This window comes from Phreatobacter sp. (assembly GCF_016793595.1).
Classification (GTDB): domain Bacteria; phylum Pseudomonadota; class Alphaproteobacteria; order Rhizobiales; family Phreatobacteraceae; genus Phreatobacter.
In genome coordinates this window covers 535319-552389 of sequence record NZ_JAEULY010000004.1, presented here as the reverse complement: position 1 = coordinate 552389, position 17071 = coordinate 535319, and the positions used below count along the sequence as shown (strand labels likewise).

The following is a 17071-nucleotide window of genomic DNA, read 5'->3' as shown; positions in this document are numbered from 1 at the left end:
CCAGCGAAGTGGGTACCGGTTCGCGTGAAGCAGACGCGACCAAACAAAGCGCTCTAGCCGCCGTTCGGACGGCGAATGCCGCCCGGCTGCGCGGTCGGTCTCGCGACCGTGCGGCCTGCCGGGTTCGCCGCCTGCCGTGCGCCGATACGGTCGGAGGCGTCCTGCGCGAGGACGGATGCATGGCGCGCCGTTCGGACAGGCGCCGGCAGGGCCTCCGACGCGGCCTGCCAGGATTGCAGGATCGTCAGCGCCGCTGGTCGCGGCAGCGCGTCGTAGAGCGCGGTGAGATCGTAGACGCGCGCGACCGAGGTGCCGACGGCCTCGTGGGCGAACAGCAGGATGCGGGCGGCGGCCTCGCGGCCGAGGTCGAGCGCGCGGGCGACGACGATCAGGGTTTCGCCGCTCTCGTCGCCCGCGATGCGGCCCGCGGTATCCGGCGCAAGGCCAAGGACGTTGACGAGCGCTGCGGCGAGGGCTCCGGTTCGGCGGGACAGGGCGGACAGTTCGACCGCCCGCTTCGGGTCGGAAGGCGTTTCAGCCGCGATCGACAGGGGCCGCAGGACCAGTTCGGCGATCAGCGTCTCGCGCTGCGCCGCCGTACCCCCGAGGAAGGCGCTGCCGAGATCCCGCGGCCCGTCTCCGATGGTCCTGCGCATGGCGATCGGCTGGACCGGCACGCGCGCGGCGAGCGCCGCCGCGACGCTGGCATCGTCGAAATCCTCCAGCGCCACCAGCGCGGCGAGGCCGAGATCGGCGCGACTCGCCACGGCGGCCGCCTTTTCCGCATCGCCGGAGCGCACGGCGAGGAACTGGTCGTCGTCCGAAAGCGCGGGACTTTGCGCGAGGACGGGGCAGGCTACGGCCGGCACGTCGGCGGCGAGGCGGCGCGCGAGGGCGGTCGGCGTCTGCGGGTGCGGGGCGAGCTTGGCGGCGACGATGGCGCGCTCGCTTTCGTCCGCGCGGTCGAGGAGATGCAGCACCAGTTCGCCGAAGCGCGTGACCTCGGCGGCGCCATGATGCGGCTCGGCGACGAACTGATCGACGACGACGCGCAGCAGGGTCGGCCGGACATCGACGCCGTTCGAGCGCGAAAGGCCGATCAGTCGCTGGACCTGCGGCAGGCGCGGAGGCAGGGGCGGATGGGGCGGCGACATGCGGATGGCGGCGGGTACTCGGGCGATACTCCCTCAACATGGACGGATTTCGCTAACGTTCCGCTAACCAACGCCATCTGCCCGCTCACGGATATCGTGGCGGTCGGCGCGAGCTCCGCGATCAGGCGAGAGCCCTGCCACGCGATCACGCATTCGCGTTCGACCAAAGGGTGCCGGAACCGGTCCGTTGAACGGCGATGGCTGGCGCGCGAGCCATCGGGCCGGACCAGCCGTTGTGGCTGCGGACCCCGGCCGCAGCTCTACAGTTCAGTTCGCCGTGGTCCTCGGCCTACCGGGCCTGATCCAACGCACAGACCTGGAAGACGTGAACCTCGGCGGGAGCCATGATCATCTTCTTGATGCCGTCGGCATGGGTGACGGTGATGCGCTGCGGCCTGCCCTCGGGCCCGACGAAGGGGTAGTGAAACCTCACCGTGTCGTTGCGGCCGGTATGGATGGTGATCCAGGCTCCCGCGCGGATGTAGTAGGTCAGGTCGATCTCGGCCGTGCGGTAGAGCACGGGATAGACGAACTCGACGCCGGGATCGGCGAGGAACAGGGAGTTCGGCGTCTCCAGGGGCGGGTTGGTGCCGACGATCGTGTCGTGGCCGATCCGCAACGGCCTCGGCGGCGTGCCCGGAGGGCCGGCGATCTGGCGGATGTCGAAGCTGCCGACGCGCGCGGACACGCCCAGTTCGCCCACCGGAAGCTTGGTGAAATCAGCGCAGTGGTTCGGCTGCTGCGCCACGTCGGTTTTGATGCACTGCATGTCGATGGCGCGGTTCCAGCTCACCGCGCAGGTCTGGGGGCCACACACGCAGGTTGCGGCGAAGACCTTGCCCATGCTGGCCGAGTCCGAATAGCGGATCTCCGTGCCCTCGCTGCACTGGCAGCCGGGAATGGCCGGCCCGCTGGCCGCGGCAGCTGGCCGCGCCTGCCGCCCTTGCGCGGACAGGGGCTCATGAAGCGCAACAAGCGCCAGAAATGCCGCGACGAACGTCATGCGCATGGGCATCACCTCCTTGCAGTCGCTGCAGGTTAGTTCACCTGCTGGCTCTGTCGATAAGGGGTTGTCCGGAAGCAGGTTGCAACGGCAGGTGGCGGGCGTGTCTTGCATGGAGCCGACATCGCGCGCCCAGCATGAAACCGGGTCTCAACAATCCCGGAACGCGCGCGTAACCTTCCATTAACCAAAGGCGTTTCTAAATAGCCTTGCGCGTCGGCGAATTGTCGCCGGGCATGGCCGCATCGGAGGGCAGGCGCAAAGGAGGGTTCGATGGGTTTGGTGCTTCGTTTCCCGCTCGAAAGACGCCGCGCTCTGCGGCAGGACCCGAGCGTGCCGGATGTGATGGGGCAGATCCTCGTCCTGCCGGTGATCCGCATTGAGCGTCACGATCTCCCCCCGCCGCCAGTCCTGACCGTCGATCCGCCCCGCAAGGGCGGCCATGGACCGAAGCGCCGGCGCAGGAGCGCCTGACCTTCCCCCACGCCCAGGACCCGGGCTCACCAGTCGTCGATGCGGGCTGAGCCCGCCGAGAGGGTCCGTCCATGGCTTTTCCGCTTCCGCGCATCACGGCCGCCGGCCTGACGCGGCGCGGTTTGTTCGGCGGCTTCATGCTGATGCTCGCCGCCTGCGCCCCGCAGGGCGATTTCGGCCGTCCGGCCCCCAATGTCCTCAACGATGAGATCATGCCGTGGATGGGCACCCGCGCGGCAAGGCTGCGCGAGGAGCCGGTCTCCGGCTATCCTTTCACCGACGCCGAGCGCGAGATGCGCCAGATGGGTTACGCGCTGATGATGCCGACCCATCCCTTCGACCGCTGGAACCAGTTCTGGGCCGAGCTCCGGCGCACGCGCATCGGCGACCCCGTCGCCACCGATCCGGACCCGCGCGGCTATTGCCGCACGCTGGCGCGCGAGGACTACCGCTCGTCCCGTTCGCGCTTCATCCGCATGACCGATGACATGCGCGCCGACCGCCAGCGCATCCGCCCGTTCTGCGAGAAGGCGCGGCAGGTGATGGAGGCGGACCGGGTGCGCGAAGGCGCGATGCGTCACATTCCGACGCTGACGGCGGTGGAGATCCGCTCCGCGCACGACCGCATCGCCGAGAACCGGACCATCGTCTCGTGGGTGCGCCACGGCCTGCGCCAGCATGCCGACGCCTATCGCTGCGCGCTCAACACCCAGCTGGTCGCGACGCCGGAGCCGGACGCCGTGATGGCCGAGCGGGAGCTTGCCGGGCTGGAGGCCGACATTCGCGATTTCGACCAGCTCTGCGCGGGGGCCTCGGGTCGGGGCTCCATCGGCGTGGAACAGGCCCCGCCGCGCTACTACCCGCGCGGAACGCCGCCGGCCGACGAGCAGATCATCAGCAAATAGGGGCGGTCGCGACGCGTCCCGCATGCGTCGTGGCCGGGCACAGGCGGCGTCTGGCCGCCGTTCTTCGGCTTGAGCGCCGAGGCGCTGCCTCGGCTATGGGCGGATACCCCTGCACAGAGCCGGGAATGCCGACACGGCGCCACGATCACTCCGCCGTCGGCGGATGTTCCGGCGTCAGGATCTCGCACAGGGCCTGGCTGGCGAGCTGCTCGCGCACCAGCGGGGCAAGGCTCGGCTGCACGGCGAGCGCCCGGATCAGCACGAAGCCCTCGGTGGTCGGCGAGACCATGATCAGATTGTCGGCGGCGGTCTCGTCCTCGCCGGTGGCAAGCTCGCGGCGCTGGGCGGCGGTGACGACGAACAGGTCCATGGTGCGGCGGGTGGCGGCGCGGTCGTTGATGGCGCCGAAGGCGATGCCGGTCGAGGTGTAGAGCGAGATCGCGGTGTAGTGCGGCGTCACCGGCGCGCGGACATGCAGCGCGCCGCCGGTCAGGTCGTAGCGGCAGACGGCGGTCTCGAAAGCGGGGTCCGCGAGCGGCAGCGCCGCTTCCGTTCCACCGGCCAGCGTCGTCGCGCGGTTGAGGGCGGTGACCTCCGCGAGGCGGGCGCGGGCGTCGTCGGGGGCGAGGCGCGGCAGCGCGAAGACCGAGACGATGTGGACGGCAAGCCCCAGCAGCAGGCCGGCGACGATCCAGGGCACGGCCGACAGGACGCGGCCGATCCGCGTCCCGCCATGCCTGTTCCCGCCGGAGCTCCGCCATCCGATCATGGGCAGCTGACCCGCGTGATGGTCGGCAGCACCGTGCCGGAGGAGATCGTCGTGGCGATGGGCGTGTCGTAGAGGCGCAGCACCAGCCGCAGCGCCGGCGCGCCGCCGGACGGCAGCCAGTTGCCCGCCCGCGCCTCGGGCGCCAGCAGGATGTCGAGCGGCCGGTCGCCGTGCCGGACGATCTCGTAACTGGTGAAGACCTGCCGGACGCTCTCGTGCACCAGCGGCCGGAAGTCCGGCCCGGTCGCGGCGAGTGTCCAGTAGCGCGCCGGCGGCATGGCGCCGGAGACGAGATAGGTGCAGCGCCCGTCGATGGCCGCGCCCTGGCTGTCGCTGTCGGCGAGCAGGGCAAGGCCGTCGGCGAGCGCGATGGGCAGCGTGCCGAGCCGCGCCGACACCGCGCGGGCGTAGGGGTCGGCGTCGATCGTGCCGGCCTTGGGGCTCGCCAGCCACGGTCCGATCCGCAGGGTTCCCGCCCCGGTGCCGCGCCCGACCGAGGCCGCGGTGAGACCGAGACCGGTGACCGCGCCGATGCCGAGCGCGAGGAGGATGCCGGAGAGGGCTCTCATGACCTACTGGAACAGGGCACGGGGTGCCGCCGAGGAGACGGGGCCGGGCCGCGGCACGGCGGCGTCGCGGAACAGGCCCTCGATACGGCCCAGCACCTCGACGGAGCGGCGCGACAGCACCTGCGGCCGGTCGGGCACGCCGGCCATCGGGCCCGAGGCGGCGGCGGGAACGCCCGGCGCGGGCTGCGGGCCGATGGTCAGGCCGAAGATCGGCCGGCGGTCGAGGCCGGCATGGGCGGCGGTCATGATCTGCGAGAAGGTCATGGCGGGCAGCGAGCCGCCGGTCATCCGGTTGGTCTCGGAATAGTCGTCGTTGCCGAACCAGACGCCGGTGACGAAATGGCTGGAATAGCCGACGAACAGCGCGTCGCGGTAGGAATTGGTCGTGCCTGTCTTGCCGCCGACCTGCACGCCCTGCACCCCGGCGCGGCGGCCGGTGCCGGATTCGACCACGCCGACCATGATGCCGTTCATGTCCGCCGCCACCTGCTGCGAGAAGACGCGGCGGCGGGGCGGCAGGTCACGGTCGGCGCGCCAGACGAGTTCGCCCGCCGAGTTGCGCATCTCCACCGCCGCATGCGGCTGAACGCCGAACCCGCCGGAGGCGAAACTGGCATAGGCGGTGGTCAGTTCGACCAGCGTCACCTCCGCCGCGCCGATGGGCAGCGGGGCGGAATCGGTGAGCGGGCGCGTGATGCCCATGTCGCGCGCCGTGGCGATGATCTTCTGGCGGCCGACACGGCTGTCGCCGCGTCCCATCTGCTGGGTCAGGATGACGGGAATCGAGTTGATCGAGCGAACTAGCGCGGAGGTGACGGTGGTCGAGCCGGAGAAGGAGCGGCCGTAATTCTGCGGGCACCAGTTGCCGAGGCAGATGGGGCGGTCGACCACGACGGAGCGGCCGTTGATCAGGCCCTCGCGCATGGCCGCGCCATAGACGATCGGCTTGAACGAGGAGCCCGGCTGGCGCATCGCCTCGGTCGCCCGGTTGAACTGGCTCGCGCCGTAGTCGCGCCCGCCGACGATGGCGCGCACCGTGCCGTCGACATCCATGACCACGGAGGCGGCCTGGCTGGCGCCGTAATCGGCGCCGTATTGCCGGATGATGCCCTCGACCGAAAGTTCGGCCTGCCGCTGGATGGTGAGGTCGAGGCCGGTGCGCACGGTCAGCACCCGGTCGACGAGATTGGGGCTGGCCGCGACGAGGCGCTTCACGTCCTCGAAGGCGTAGTCGAGATAGTAGTTGGGGACGATCTCGTCCTTGCGGTCGACCGGCGTCGCCGGATTGCGCCGCGCGCCGAACACCTGGCCCTCGGTCATGAAACCGGCCTCGACGAGGTTGTCGAGCACGGTATTGGCGCGGGCACGGGCGGCCGGCAGGTTGGCGTGCGGGGCAAAGCGCGTCGGCGCCTTGAACAGGCCGGCGAGCATGGCCGCTTCCGCCAGTGTCACGTCGCGCACCGACTTGCCGAAATAATATTCCGAGGCCGCCTCGGCCCCGAACGCGCCGCCGCCCATATAGGCGCGGTCGAGATAGGTCTTGAGGATCTCGTTCTTGGCGGCGCGCGCCTCCAGCCACAGCGCGAGGAAGGCTTCCTTGATCTTGCGCTCGATGGAGCGCTCGTTGGTCAGGAACAGGTTCTTGGCGAGCTGCTGGGTGAGGGTGGAGCCGCCCTGCACGACGCCGCCGGCGCGGGCATTGGTCATGATGGCGCGGAAGGTGCCGATCACGTCGATGCCGTAATGCTCGTAGAAGCGCCGGTCCTCGGTGGCGAGCACCGCCTTGATCATATGGTCGGGAAATTCCTCCAGCGGCACGGAATCGTTGTGCCGGATGCCACGGCGGCCGACCTCGTTGCCGTAGCGGTCCTGGAAGGTGACGGCGAGCTCGGAGCGCCGGCGCCAGTCGTCCGAGGTTTCCTTGAAGGCGGGGATGGCGAGCATGAGCAGGACGACGAGGCCGCCGGTGCCGAGCGTCATGCCCTCCGAGCCGAATTCGGCGGCGACCCGCTTCCAGCCATAGACCTGGACGCGGTCGGACAGGTCCGCGAGCCGCTCCCAGCCACGGCCGAGGGCTCCGGCGAGACGCCAGAGACCATCGTTGAGGCGGGCGTCGAGGTCGAGAAGGAAGCGCCGGATCGCGCCGCCCCGGCCGCCGCTGGGCTGGAAATCGCTCAAGCGGAACCCTTTCTGGGCAAGCTCTTGACGATCCGCTTACCATATCGGAGATCGGCCGGGTGAGCCAACGCCGCGCGCGGCGTTCCACGGTTCTCTGACAACAGGGTTACCGGCCCCGCGGACCATGCGGATGGCATGACGGAGCAGACATCGCCGATGGCGGATGACGTGAAGGGGAAGGCGGCCGAAGCCGCGCCGTTCTGGCGGCGGAAGACGCTCGAGGCCATGACCGGGGCGGAGTGGGAGAGCCTCTGCGACGGCTGCGCGCGCTGCTGCCTGAACAAGCTCGAGGACGAGGATACCGGCGAGATCCACTTCACCTCGGTCGCCTGCACGCTGCTCGACGGCGATACGTGCCGGTGCAGCGACTATCCGAATCGGCAGGCGAAGGTTCCCGACTGCGTTCGCCTGACCCCGGAGGAGGCGCGGACACTGCCCTGGCTGCCGCCGACCTGCGCCTACCGGCTCGTGGCGGAGGGCTACGATCTCTACTGGTGGCATCCGCTGGTCTCCGGCGATCCCGACACGGTGCATCAGGCCGGCGTCTCCGTGCGAGGGCGGATCACCGCCTGGGAGCACGATCTGAAGGAATTGCAGGAGCTGGAGGGGCATCTGGCCGACTGGCCGAAGGAAGCGCCCGATGCGGGGCGCCGGGGATAGATTGCTCCACCGGGCGGTGATGTCGCATCGCCGATCGACCTTGCGCAAGGCCGCGCGGGAACACGGGCGGATGGATCGGGAATCGAAGCAGATTATCGCGTCCCGCGCGGCTGATCGCGCCAAGGTGGCAATTGCGTCGAAGCATATGATAAAGGTTGCACGTTTCGAACGGATGCCACTGTGTCAGCATATTTCTCACGAACGGTAGCCGGTTGCGGGCAGTTGGTAGCGTGGCCGGATTGCAGGCCCTATTGTTCGCGCGCGACCTGGCGTGTCGTCTTGGACGGAGCGCTTGCCGGGCATTTGGGATGTAGGATGCGCGCTTCCGTGGCGCGCGGACCGGCAAGTATGTGGCGGCAAGCTCCGACATGACATCTTCCGCGACCTTCGCTCGTGACGCGCTGCCCGATGCCCCGGCGCGGGCCGCGACCGACAAGGCCGACGTCCGACGAACGCGCTGGGAACGGGCGGACTGGCGCAACATCGCCATGCTCGCGGCCGTCTGGATCGCTGCGATCTTCATCGTCGATCCGCGCGGCGAGTTCCCGCTCGTCGATGACTGGGCCTGGGCGGCCTCGGTGCGCGCGCTGGTCGACGAGGGCACGTTGCGCCTCTCGGACTGGGCGGCCGGCAATCTGATTACCCACACGTTGTGGGGCGCGCTGTTCGCCTGGCCATTCGGCGCGAGCTTCCTGACCCTGCGGGCAGCCATGCTCGTCATGGGCTTCATCGGCATCGTCGCATTGTACGGCTGGCTGCGCCTCATCCCGCTGAAGCCGTCGACGGCCCTGCTCGGCGCGGCCAGCCTGATGGCCAATCCGATCTATTTCGCGCTGTCCTACACGTTCATGACCGACGTGACCTATGCGGCGCTACAGACAGTGTCGATGTGGCTGATCAGCTTTGGCCTCGTCGGCGGCGCCGGTTCGGTCGCCGCCTGGGGCTGGGCGATCGGCCTTGCCGCCCTGCTCGCCCGCCAGACCGGCATGGCGATCCCGCTCGGTCATGCCGGCGCCCATGTCGGTCGCTACGGCCTGACCTGGCGGACGCTGGCACTGGCGATCCTGCCGGTTCTGGTCTTCTACGCGGTGCAAAAGGGCTATATTGGCTGGCTGGACGCCACCGGCCGCCTGCCGCTGCAATATGGCCTGCAAAGCGACAGCATCCTCACCCGCCTGCGGGGGCCGATCGGCAAGACCGTGTTGGAGGCGGTGCTGCTGCTCGGCTGCGCCTTCTTCTATCTCGGCTTCTTTTCCCTTCCGGTGTCACTGGTGGTCTGGGCGGACGAACTGGGTCGCCTCAAGCGCCGCCGCGAGCGCATTCGGCTGATCGCCGCTTTCCTGATCTTCTCGACCGCCGCCAGCATTGCGATCATCACGATCGAGCGTCCCATGCCGATCTGGTGGGACACGATCACCGAATGGGGCATCGGCAACGATGCGATCGGCCCCTGGGCGACCTGGCCTTACCGCTACGCCTTCACCTGGCTCTCCGCGCTTGGCGGCGCGCTCGGCACCGTGTTGCTGGCCATGCGCGTCTGGACGGTGTTCACCGACCGGTCCGACAGCGCCGTCACAGCGATGAAACTGTTCGCCGGACTGACCATGGCCGTGCTGCTGGCGCCGGTCCTGTTCATTATCGACCGTTTCGACCGCTACTTCATTCCCATGGTGCCGTGCCTGATCGTGGTCCTGTTCGCGAGTCCCGGCATCGGCGAGCGCCTCGCGCGGGTGGCATGGCCGGCCCGCGCGACCGCGTGGGTGCTGATCGCGGCCACCGGCCTGTTCTCGGTGCTTGCCACCCACGACTTCCTCTCGACCAAGCGGGCGCAGGCTGCCGCCCTCGAACGCCTCGTTGCGCAGGGCGTGCCGCGCGACCGGATCAATGCTGGCTGGTCGTTCAACGGCTGGCATCTCCACGGCAAGGTCGGTCAACCCAATCGCCTGAGCACCTGGCACAACGAACCGGAATACCTCATTCTGGTCGATCGCATGCCCGGCTATCGCGTCGTCGATCAGGTTCCCGTGACGCGCCGGCTGCCCTGGGCGACCCATGCTTCACCGATCCTGATTCTGCGGCAGATTCCTGATTACCCCCGCGTCTACGGCCCGATCCGGCCCGAAGACTGGTATCGGGAATGGGAGGACTTCTTCCGTGAGCGACGCAACTGAAACCGGCCATGTCGACCCCACGCGCGAGCGGTTCGCGCTGTTCAAGGACCTGCCGCGCGACGAGCCCGTGCACATGTTGAATCTCGTCCGTCTGAAGGCCGAGGCGACCTATCCCGACGGCAGCAAGACGACCGGCCTCGAAGCCTACCGCGCCTATGGCCGCGAGAGCGGCCCGGTCTTCCGCCGTCTCGGCGGCAGGCAGCACTGGATCGGCCGGCCGGATCTCGTCCTGATCGGGCCTGAGAGCGAGCGCTGGGACCTCGCCTTCATCGCCGAATATCCGAGCGGACAGGCCTTCATCGACATGCTCCGCGACCCCGTCTACCGCGAGGCGGTCAGGCACCGGCAGGCGGCGGTCGAGGATTCGCGCCTCATCCGCATGAAGCCGGGCAAGCCGGGATCGGGCTTCGGCGAAGAGGATTGACGCGGCGGCGCCCTTGCCATGGCTGCCGGCCGGCCAGCATCATGAGGCATGGCCGATATCCTCGATCCCCGCCGCGGTGATGCCGAAGACGACGTATCGAGCACCGCCGCCCATTCGCTGCTGGCCATCGCCGGAACGATGTTCTCGGAGATCAGCCTGCCGAAACTGGCCCTTGCCTGGACCAGCCTCGTCGGCCTGCCGGCGGTGCTGGTCGGGCTTGCGCCACTCGTGGTCACGGGCTGGCTGAACACGGTTTCCGGCAAGATCGTCGCCATGGCCGGTTTCGGCTCGCTGGCGGTTCTGGCGCTGCTCGTGGCTCTCACCTGGTTCGTGGCGCCGCCGCTGTTCCGCCTCGCCGAGCGCAGTTTCTGGTCGCTCAACGCGCTGGCGGTGCAGCCGCTCTATGCGCTCTGGCGGGAGGGTCTGCGTCACCTCGCGGACCGCTGGGTCGGCGCCGGCCACGCCCGGCGGCGGGCTCTGCTGCGCCAGCGGGCCGCGCTCGGCGCCGGCCTCATCGTCTGCATCGTCTCGCTGGGCCTCGCGGCGCTGGTCTGGCCGGCGACGCGCTGGATGGGCGAGGCGGCCGACCTCGCGACGCCGCTCCGGCTGATCGTGCCGGCGCTCGCCAATGCCTTCGTCGCGGGATCGCTCTACCTGGCCGCGGCGGCGCTGTTCTGGGGGCTCGCGGACGGCACGATGGCGCCGGCGGTGGACCACGCGTCCTTCGTTCCGGTCACGGGCGCTGCGAAACGCTGGCGCGTCGCTCATCTCTCCGACCTCCACATTGTCGGCGAGCGCTACGGTTTCCGGCTCGAAAGCGGCCGGGCCGGCGCGCAGGGCAATGGCCGGCTCGACATGGTGCTCCAGCGACTGGCCGCCATCCACGCCGCCGATCCGCTCGATCTCGTGCTCGTCACCGGCGACGTGACGGATGCGGGGCGCTCGTCGGAATGGGCGGAATTCCGCGACGCGGTGGCGCGCTTCCCGGCGCTCGGGGCGCGGATGCTGATCCTGCCCGGCAACCACGACCTCAACATCGTCGATCGGGCCAACCCGGCGCGGCTCGAATTGCCGGCGAGCCCGGCCCGGCTGTGGCGGAGGCTGCGCACGCTGTCGGCGATTGCAGCGGTTCAGGGCGGCAGGGTCCGCGTGCCGGACGGGGAGGGCGTGCTGGACCGGACGCTGGATGCGATGCTTGCGCCGCACCGCGAGGCCATGGCCGCCTTCGCCGATCGCGGCGACTGGAGCGCCGGCCGGGAGCTGAACGCCCTCTGGCAGGAGGCTTTCCCGATGATCCTGCCGCCGGAGAGCGCGGACGGGCTCGGCATCGCGGTCCTGAACTCCAATGCCGACACCCATTTCTCCTTCACCAACGCGCTCGGCATGATGCCGCTGGACCAGGCGCACCGCCTCGCCGAGGCGGTGCGGCGCTATCCGCAGGCGCGCTGGATCATCGCGCTGCACCACCATGTCGTCGAGTATCCGGCACCCGCGAAAGCCTTCTCGGAACGCATCGGCACCGCGCTGATCAACGGCAGCTGGTTCGTCCGCGAGTTGCAACGGCTCGGCCGGCGCTGCGTGGTGATGCATGGGCACCGCCACGTCGACTGGATCGGCTCCTGCGGCGAGGTGGCGATCGTCTCGGCGCCGTCGCCGGTCATGGCGCCGGAGGACCAGGACACATGGTTTCACATCCACACGCTGGCGGCGGAGCCCGGTGGCGGCCTGTCGCTGGCGACGCCGCACAGGGTCGTCGTTCCGGCGCCGCTGCCGGTGGATCGGATCGGCGCATCGCAGGACAGTCCGGCGTCGCCGGCCGTGCGCTGAAGCCCCCGGGGGGCGGGATGGCCGAAGGGGCGGACTGGCGAGCCCTGTTCCCTGTGCAAAGCCGGACAGCCATCACTTTACAGCGCGATTTCGGACGCCTATCGCCTTTCATGACGTCTTCGTGACGGTCTGGAGAGACCCCGCATGCTCGGCTGGTTCCGCAAGCTCCTTCCCCGGGAAGACAAGTTCTTCGACCTGTTCGAGGCCCATGCGGCGACATTGGTGGCGGGTGCGGGAGCCCTGAAGGGTTTGCTCGACGGCAGCCAGAGCGTCGCGGCGGGCAGCGCCGAGGTGCTGCGTCAGGAGAACCACGCCGATGAGATCGCCGGCGAGGTCATGCAGGCGGTGGGGCGCACCTTCATCACCCCCTTCGACCGCGGCGACATCGAGGAACTGATCGGCTCGATGGACGATGCCATCGACCAGATGCAGAAGACCGTGAAGACCATCGCGCTGTTCGAGGTGGAGGACTTCGCGCCCTGCATGCAGGAGCTCGGCTTCGTCATCGTCCAGACCTCCGAGCGTGTCGCCGACCTCCTGCCCATGCTGCGCGACATCAAGAAGCACGCGGTCAATATCGGCATGCTCTCCCGCGAGATCGGCGCGATGGAGGAGAAGTCCGACGAACTGCACGACCAGGGCCTGAAGGAGCTGTTCAGGGCCCACCGGACCTCGGACACCATGGCCTATATCGCCGGCGCGGAGATCTACGATCACCTCGAAAAGGTCGTCGACCGCTTCGAGGACGTCGCCAAGCGCGCCGGCCGCATCGTGCTCGAACATCTCTGACGCCGGGCGGTCCCAGTGGATTTCGCCACCTTCTCCTACGCCCTGATCTTCCTCATCGCCGTGGCGCTGCTGTTCGATTTCCTGAACGGCCTGCACGACGCTGCGAACTCCATCGCCACCATCGTCTCGACGCGGGTGCTGGCGCCGAAATGGGCGGTGTTCTGGGCGGCCTTCTTCAACTTCATCGCCTTCCTGTTCTTTGGCCTGCATGTCGCCCAGACGGTCGGCTCCGGCATCATCCTGCCGGCCATCGTCGACGACCGCGTGATCTTCGGCGCGCTGTCGGGCGCCATCGCCTGGAACGTCATCACCTGGATGGCGGGCATTCCCTCCTCCTCGTCGCATGCGCTGATCGGCGGGCTGGTCGGCGCGGCGCTGACCAAGGTCGGCTTCTCCGGCATCGTGTTCTGGGGGCTCGGCAAGACCTTCGTCGCGATCTTCCTGTCGCCGGCCGTGGGCTTCGCGCTGGCCCTGCTTCTGGTGCTGCTGGTCTCCTGGGCCTTCGTGCGGGTCGCCCCGATCAAGGTCGATTCCACCTTCCGCATCCTGCAATTCGTCTCGGCATCGCTCTATTCGCTCGGCCACGGCGCCAATGACGCCCAGAAGACCATGGGCATCATCGCGGTCCTGCTGTTCTCGCACGGCCATCTCGGCGGCACCTTCTCGGTGCCGTTCTGGGTGGTCATCTCGTGCCAGGCGGCGATGGCCCTCGGCACGCTCTGCGGCGGCTGGCGCATCGTCCATACGATGGGCTCGAAGATCACCCGCCTGACGCCGCAGCAGGGTTTCTGCGCGGAGACCGGCGGCGCGATCACGCTGTTCATGGCGACCGGCTTCGGCGTGCCGGTGTCGACCACCCACACGATCACCGGCGCCATTGTCGGCGTCGGCGCGGCGCGGCGCGTCTCGGCGGTGCGCTGGGGCGTGGCGCGCGGCATCGTCTGGGCCTGGATCATCACCATGCCGATGGCCGGGCTGATGGCCTCGCTCGCCTATCTCGCCTCGGGCTTCTTCCTCACCGGGCGGTGAATCGCGCCTGACGTCATCGATAAAAATTCCTGTACAAGGAAAATAGGCCTTGACAGCGTAACGCTGGTTCGGTAGGTTTCAGGCATGTTCAACAACTGCGCCCGGCGGGGGAAACCCCGGCCGGGCGTTTTGTTTCCAGCCCCTCCGAACCACCTTTCCGACGACTTCGACGGAGGCCGCCTTGCCGACCGCCCGCAGCTCCGCCGCGCCCGAGACGGCCGGCGCAATGCCCGACCGTGCCGCCTCATCCCGCGCTGTCGCCGCCGCGCCCGAACGGGCCGCTCCCGCCGCGCCGGCGAGAGCCGGCCGCCCCGCGTCGCTGGCGCGCGCGCCGGCCCCGCCTGTCGGGGCGTTGGCCGAAACGCATCTGGGCAAGCCCTGTCCGGGGCTCGCCGACTGTCCCGAACGCCCGCGCCTCGTCCGCCGCCTCTACGACGCCGCCGAGCGCGAGATCGCACATGTCGAGGCGAGCCTCGGCGGACCTTCCGCGACGGCCGCCCGCCGCCTCGGCGCGCTGGCCGCAACGCTCGACAGGCTCGCCGCCCTCGACCGCAAGGCGATGGCGGCGCGCGACCATGCCGGAGATGCCCATGCTGCCGCCGTCGCCGCGCCTGTGGACGCCGAAGCCTGGGCTGAAACGCTTGCGGCGCAGCTTGAGCCGGGCAAGGCCGGAGACGCTGGCGGCGCTGGCTGAAGACGAGATCGTCAGGCTCAGGGCTTTCTGGCCGGCCTTCGCGCGGCGCGAACAGATGCCGCCGCCCGGCCGCTGGCGTGTCTGGGCCTTTGTCGGCGGACGCGGCGCGGGCAAGACCCGCGCGGGCGCCGAATGGGTTCACGGCATCGTCCATGGCCGCGACGGTTTCGGCCCGCAGGCGGGCCGCATCGCCCTTGTCGGTGAGACGATCGATCAGGTGCGCGAGGTCATGGTGGAGGGCGTCTCGGGCCTCAGGGCCTCGGGCTTTCCGGCCGAGCGCCCGCGTTTCGAGCCCTCGCGCCGCCGGCTCGTCTGGCCGAACGGCGCGGTGGCGCACGGGTTCTCCTCGGAAGACCCGGAGGCGCTGCGCGGGCCGCAATTCGACGCCGCCTGGGCGGACGAAACCGGCAAATGGGTTCAGGCGGAGGCGACGTGGGACATGCTGAGCTTCTCGCTGCGGCTCGGCGAGCACCCGCGCGTCATGGTGACGACGACGCCGCGCGCGACGCCGCTGATGCACCGGCTGCTCGCCGAGCCCGATGCGGTGGTGACGCGCTCGGCGACATCGGCCAATGCGGCGAACCTCGCCCCCGGCCTGGTCAGGGCGCTGGTCGCCCGCTATGGCGGCACGCGGCTCGGCCGGCAGGAACTGGACGGCGAACTGATCGACGACCGCGAGGGCGCCTTGTTCTCAAGGGAGGTGATCGAGGCGGGGCGGGTGGCCGCCGCGCCGGCGCTGAAGCGCATCGTCGTGGCGGTCGATCCGCCGGCCTCGCACCGCAAGGGCGCGGATGCCTGCGGCATCGTCGCGGCCGGCATCGATGGCGACGGCACGGTCTTCATGCTGGCCGACGAGAGCGTGCAGGGCTTCAAGCCGCATGAATGGGCGAACCGCGCGGCGGCGCTCTATCGGAAGCTGTCCGCCGATGCGCTGGTGGTGGAGGTGAACCAGGGCGGCGACATGGTGGCCGCGGTGATCGGCGAGGTCGCGCCCGACGTGCCGGTGACCTCGGTCAGGGCGGTGCGGTCGAAGCACCTGCGGGCCGAGCCGGTGGCGGCGCTCTACGCGCAAGGCCGGGTGCGGCATGCCGGAATCTTTCCGGCGCTGGAGGACGAACTTGCCGATTTCGGGCCGGACGGCCTGTCGTCGGGCCGGAGCCCCGACCGGCTCGACGCGCTGGTCTGGGCGGTGACGCATCTGGCGCTGAGGCCGAAGACGGAAGCGCGGGTGAGGGGGTTGTAGTCCCCGCGGACCGCATTGGCCGGACATTCAACGACATCGCGGGATCTGACCATGTACGAAGCGGCCTTTCACCGCCTCGCGGAGGAAATCCGCGCGGATATCGAGCATGCGCGTCGGCTGCTCAGGCGGCACGTCGCATTCGTCAGAGAGATTCGAAGCGCCCGCCAGTTCCTGCTGGAGTGGCGCTACGATCCCGACCAGCCGCGGGTGCCGGCCGGCAGCCCGGATGGTGGGCAATGGACGAGCGGGGAGGGAACCCAACCGTAGGAGATGATCCGGCGACCGGCTTCGCCTCGGCCGCCGATGCCGCATGCGACGCTGGCGCAACGAATCCGGCTCGACCTTGCAAAGGCCAGGGCAGATGCGGCAGTCGCCCGTGTCCTAGGACGAGACCCGACGTGGAAGCCGCCGACGAGTGTTACGCGCACGACCGAAGGGATGATCCTGCATCAGCAAGCCATCGAGGCCGCTGCCAATGCCCATCATGCCTTTCTTGTGCGATGGGGCATCGGCGGTCCTGGAGCGTTCGCGGTCGAATCGTTTCCTGCGCCGGTCGGTCGCTCGCTGAATCGGGCGGAACGGGACCTGAACGATACATTTGGCTTTCGCAACGGTTGTAGCACCTGCGGGACTTTTGATCCGGGATCGCCATCAGGGGGATTCCGTGGTGATCATCAGCCGAACACTGGGTGGAACTTCTCCGGGAGCGCTCAGCAAATTCATCCTCAGTGCGCCCATTGCAGCGCCACGCAAGGCGGTTACATCCGAATGATGCGACGGAGGCTCGATTGATGATCCACAAGGCCTTGGTGAGACCAGAACATTCCATCCTCTATCTTGAGGATGTGGCCGGCGGGGACAATACGCCGCAGCCGCCGGCGAAGGACGATCCTGCTCAGGCCTGGGCCACGCGATCCTGTGTGCTGTTTCACATCCTGCCCGAACCGGACGGACCGACCGAAGTGACCATGGGTCTTCGCCATGAGATCGACCCCGGCACGCCTCCGAAGTTCAGCGGGGAGATCGAAACGCCCTCGCGCGCCGTGCGCGTGGTGGAGGTCGATGACACGGTCGTCTTCGAGATGCCGGTGGCTGGCGCGACGACGAAGGTCAGCATCTGGTTCAGTCATCCGAAATGGCCGGACAAGGTGACGATCGGCCTCGAATGATCCGCTCCTGAAG

General features: G+C 69.2%; 17 protein-coding genes. 12 read left to right on the top strand and 5 right to left on the bottom strand.

Going from position 1 to position 17071, the window contains the following annotated elements:
• Positions 1 to 53: 53 nt before the first annotated feature.
• Both JNK84_RS06720 and JNK84_RS06715 read right to left on the bottom strand, forming a co-directional pair.
• Complete coding sequence (locus JNK84_RS06720; RefSeq protein WP_293421867.1) at positions 54 to 1154, bottom strand: hypothetical protein; 1101 nt, start codon at positions 1152 to 1154, stop codon at positions 54 to 56.
• Positions 1155 to 1443: 289 nt separating this feature from the next.
• Positions 1444 to 2163 carry a hypothetical protein gene (locus JNK84_RS06715; RefSeq protein ID WP_293421865.1) on the bottom strand — a complete coding sequence of 240 codons (720 nt, stop codon included), beginning with the start codon at positions 2161 to 2163 and terminating at the stop codon, positions 1444 to 1446.
• Positions 2164 to 2430: 267 nt separating this feature from the next.
• Here JNK84_RS06715 and JNK84_RS06710 point away from each other — a divergent pair, with 267 nt between their 5' ends.
• Complete coding sequence (locus JNK84_RS06710) at positions 2431 to 2631, top strand: hypothetical protein (protein WP_293421863.1); 201 nt, start codon at positions 2431 to 2433, stop codon at positions 2629 to 2631.
• A 71-nt stretch (positions 2632 to 2702) separates the two neighbouring features.
• Entirely contained in the window at positions 2703 to 3536 is an 834-nt protein-coding gene (locus JNK84_RS06705; RefSeq protein WP_293421860.1) for a hypothetical protein, read from the top strand.
• 145 nt (positions 3537 to 3681) lie between these two features.
• Here JNK84_RS06705 and JNK84_RS06700 read toward each other — a convergent pair whose 3' ends face one another.
• Genes JNK84_RS06700 through JNK84_RS06690 form a run of 3 tightly spaced genes read right to left on the bottom strand, consistent with a single transcriptional unit; the run spans position 3682 to position 7052 of the window.
• Positions 3682 to 4305 (bottom strand): DUF1254 domain-containing protein, encoded by a 624-nt coding sequence (locus JNK84_RS06700; RefSeq protein ID WP_293421857.1) that lies wholly within the window; start codon positions 4303 to 4305, stop codon positions 3682 to 3684.
• The gene (locus JNK84_RS06695; protein ID WP_293421854.1) at positions 4302 to 4874 is read right to left on the bottom strand and encodes a DUF1214 domain-containing protein; all 573 of its coding nucleotides are present in this window, start codon (positions 4872 to 4874) and stop codon (positions 4302 to 4304) included. Before JNK84_RS06695 ends, JNK84_RS06700 begins: the two co-directional genes overlap by 4 nt.
• Before the next feature lie 3 nt (positions 4875 to 4877).
• The gene (locus JNK84_RS06690; protein WP_293421851.1) at positions 4878 to 7052 is read right to left on the bottom strand and encodes a transglycosylase domain-containing protein; all 2175 of its coding nucleotides are present in this window, start codon (positions 7050 to 7052) and stop codon (positions 4878 to 4880) included.
• A gap of 156 nt (positions 7053 to 7208) precedes the next feature.
• Between JNK84_RS06690 and JNK84_RS06685 the strand changes: the two genes are divergently transcribed.
• From JNK84_RS06685 to JNK84_RS06640, 10 genes are all read left to right on the top strand, one after another.
• Complete coding sequence (locus JNK84_RS06685) at positions 7209 to 7712, top strand: YcgN family cysteine cluster protein (RefSeq protein WP_293423510.1); 504 nt, start codon at positions 7209 to 7211, stop codon at positions 7710 to 7712.
• A gap of 368 nt (positions 7713 to 8080) precedes the next feature.
• On the top strand, positions 8081 to 9883 hold the full coding sequence (locus tag JNK84_RS06680) for a hypothetical protein (RefSeq protein ID WP_293421848.1): 1803 nt from the start codon (positions 8081 to 8083) through the stop codon (positions 9881 to 9883).
• The gene (locus JNK84_RS06675; RefSeq protein WP_293421845.1) at positions 9867 to 10307 is read left to right on the top strand and encodes a DUF1330 domain-containing protein; all 441 of its coding nucleotides are present in this window, start codon (positions 9867 to 9869) and stop codon (positions 10305 to 10307) included. Before JNK84_RS06680 ends, JNK84_RS06675 begins: the two co-directional genes overlap by 17 nt.
• 48 nt (positions 10308 to 10355) lie before the next feature.
• The gene (locus JNK84_RS06670; protein WP_293421842.1) at positions 10356 to 12134 is read left to right on the top strand and encodes a metallophosphoesterase family protein; all 1779 of its coding nucleotides are present in this window, start codon (positions 10356 to 10358) and stop codon (positions 12132 to 12134) included.
• Between the two features lie 144 nt (positions 12135 to 12278).
• Positions 12279 to 12923 carry a DUF47 domain-containing protein gene (locus JNK84_RS06665; protein ID WP_293421839.1) on the top strand — a complete coding sequence of 215 codons (645 nt, stop codon included), beginning with the start codon at positions 12279 to 12281 and terminating at the stop codon, positions 12921 to 12923.
• Between the two features lie 15 nt (positions 12924 to 12938).
• Complete coding sequence (locus tag JNK84_RS06660) at positions 12939 to 13952, top strand: inorganic phosphate transporter (protein WP_293421836.1); 1014 nt, start codon at positions 12939 to 12941, stop codon at positions 13950 to 13952.
• 181 nt (positions 13953 to 14133) lie between these two features.
• The gene (locus tag JNK84_RS06655; protein WP_293421833.1) at positions 14134 to 14646 is read left to right on the top strand and encodes a hypothetical protein; all 513 of its coding nucleotides are present in this window, start codon (positions 14134 to 14136) and stop codon (positions 14644 to 14646) included.
• Positions 14606 to 15889 (top strand): DNA-packaging protein, encoded by a 1284-nt coding sequence (locus JNK84_RS06650; protein ID WP_441343208.1) that lies wholly within the window; start codon positions 14606 to 14608, stop codon positions 15887 to 15889. The genes JNK84_RS06655 and JNK84_RS06650 overlap by 41 nt, the downstream gene beginning before the upstream one ends.
• Positions 15890 to 15940: 51 nt before the next feature.
• On the top strand, positions 15941 to 16156 hold the full coding sequence (locus JNK84_RS06645) for a hypothetical protein (RefSeq protein WP_293421830.1): 216 nt from the start codon (positions 15941 to 15943) through the stop codon (positions 16154 to 16156).
• Positions 16157 to 16680: 524 nt separating this feature from the next.
• A complete protein-coding gene (locus JNK84_RS06640; RefSeq protein WP_293421827.1) occupies positions 16681 to 17058 on the top strand; it encodes a hypothetical protein in 378 nt (125 codons plus the stop codon).
• The last annotated feature ends 13 nt before the right edge of the window (positions 17059 to 17071 follow it).

Bases quoted from the DNA above. Each gene is read 5' to 3' on its own strand.
- JNK84_RS06720 (WP_293421867.1), bottom strand. From the start codon at position 1,154: ATGTCGCCGCCCCATCCGCCCCTGCCTCCGCGCCTGCCGCAGGTCCAG.
- JNK84_RS06715 (WP_293421865.1), bottom strand. From the start codon at position 2,163: ATGCGCATGACGTTCGTCGCGGCATTTCTGGCGCTTGTTGCGCTTCAT.
- JNK84_RS06710 (WP_293421863.1), top strand. From the start codon at position 2,431: ATGGGTTTGGTGCTTCGTTTCCCGCTCGAAAGACGCCGCGCTCTGCGG.
- JNK84_RS06705 (WP_293421860.1), top strand. From the start codon at position 2,703: ATGGCTTTTCCGCTTCCGCGCATCACGGCCGCCGGCCTGACGCGGCGC.
- JNK84_RS06700 (WP_293421857.1), bottom strand. From the start codon at position 4,305: ATGATCGGATGGCGGAGCTCCGGCGGGAACAGGCATGGCGGGACGCGG.
- JNK84_RS06695 (WP_293421854.1), bottom strand. From the start codon at position 4,874: ATGAGAGCCCTCTCCGGCATCCTCCTCGCGCTCGGCATCGGCGCGGTC.
- JNK84_RS06685 (WP_293423510.1), top strand. From the start codon at position 7,209: ATGGCGGATGACGTGAAGGGGAAGGCGGCCGAAGCCGCGCCGTTCTGG.
- JNK84_RS06680 (WP_293421848.1), top strand. From the start codon at position 8,081: ATGACATCTTCCGCGACCTTCGCTCGTGACGCGCTGCCCGATGCCCCG.
- JNK84_RS06670 (WP_293421842.1), top strand. From the start codon at position 10,356: ATGGCCGATATCCTCGATCCCCGCCGCGGTGATGCCGAAGACGACGTA.
- JNK84_RS06665 (WP_293421839.1), top strand. From the start codon at position 12,279: ATGCTCGGCTGGTTCCGCAAGCTCCTTCCCCGGGAAGACAAGTTCTTC.
- JNK84_RS06645 (WP_293421830.1), top strand. From the start codon at position 15,941: ATGTACGAAGCGGCCTTTCACCGCCTCGCGGAGGAAATCCGCGCGGAT.
- JNK84_RS06640 (WP_293421827.1), top strand. From the start codon at position 16,681: ATGATCCACAAGGCCTTGGTGAGACCAGAACATTCCATCCTCTATCTT.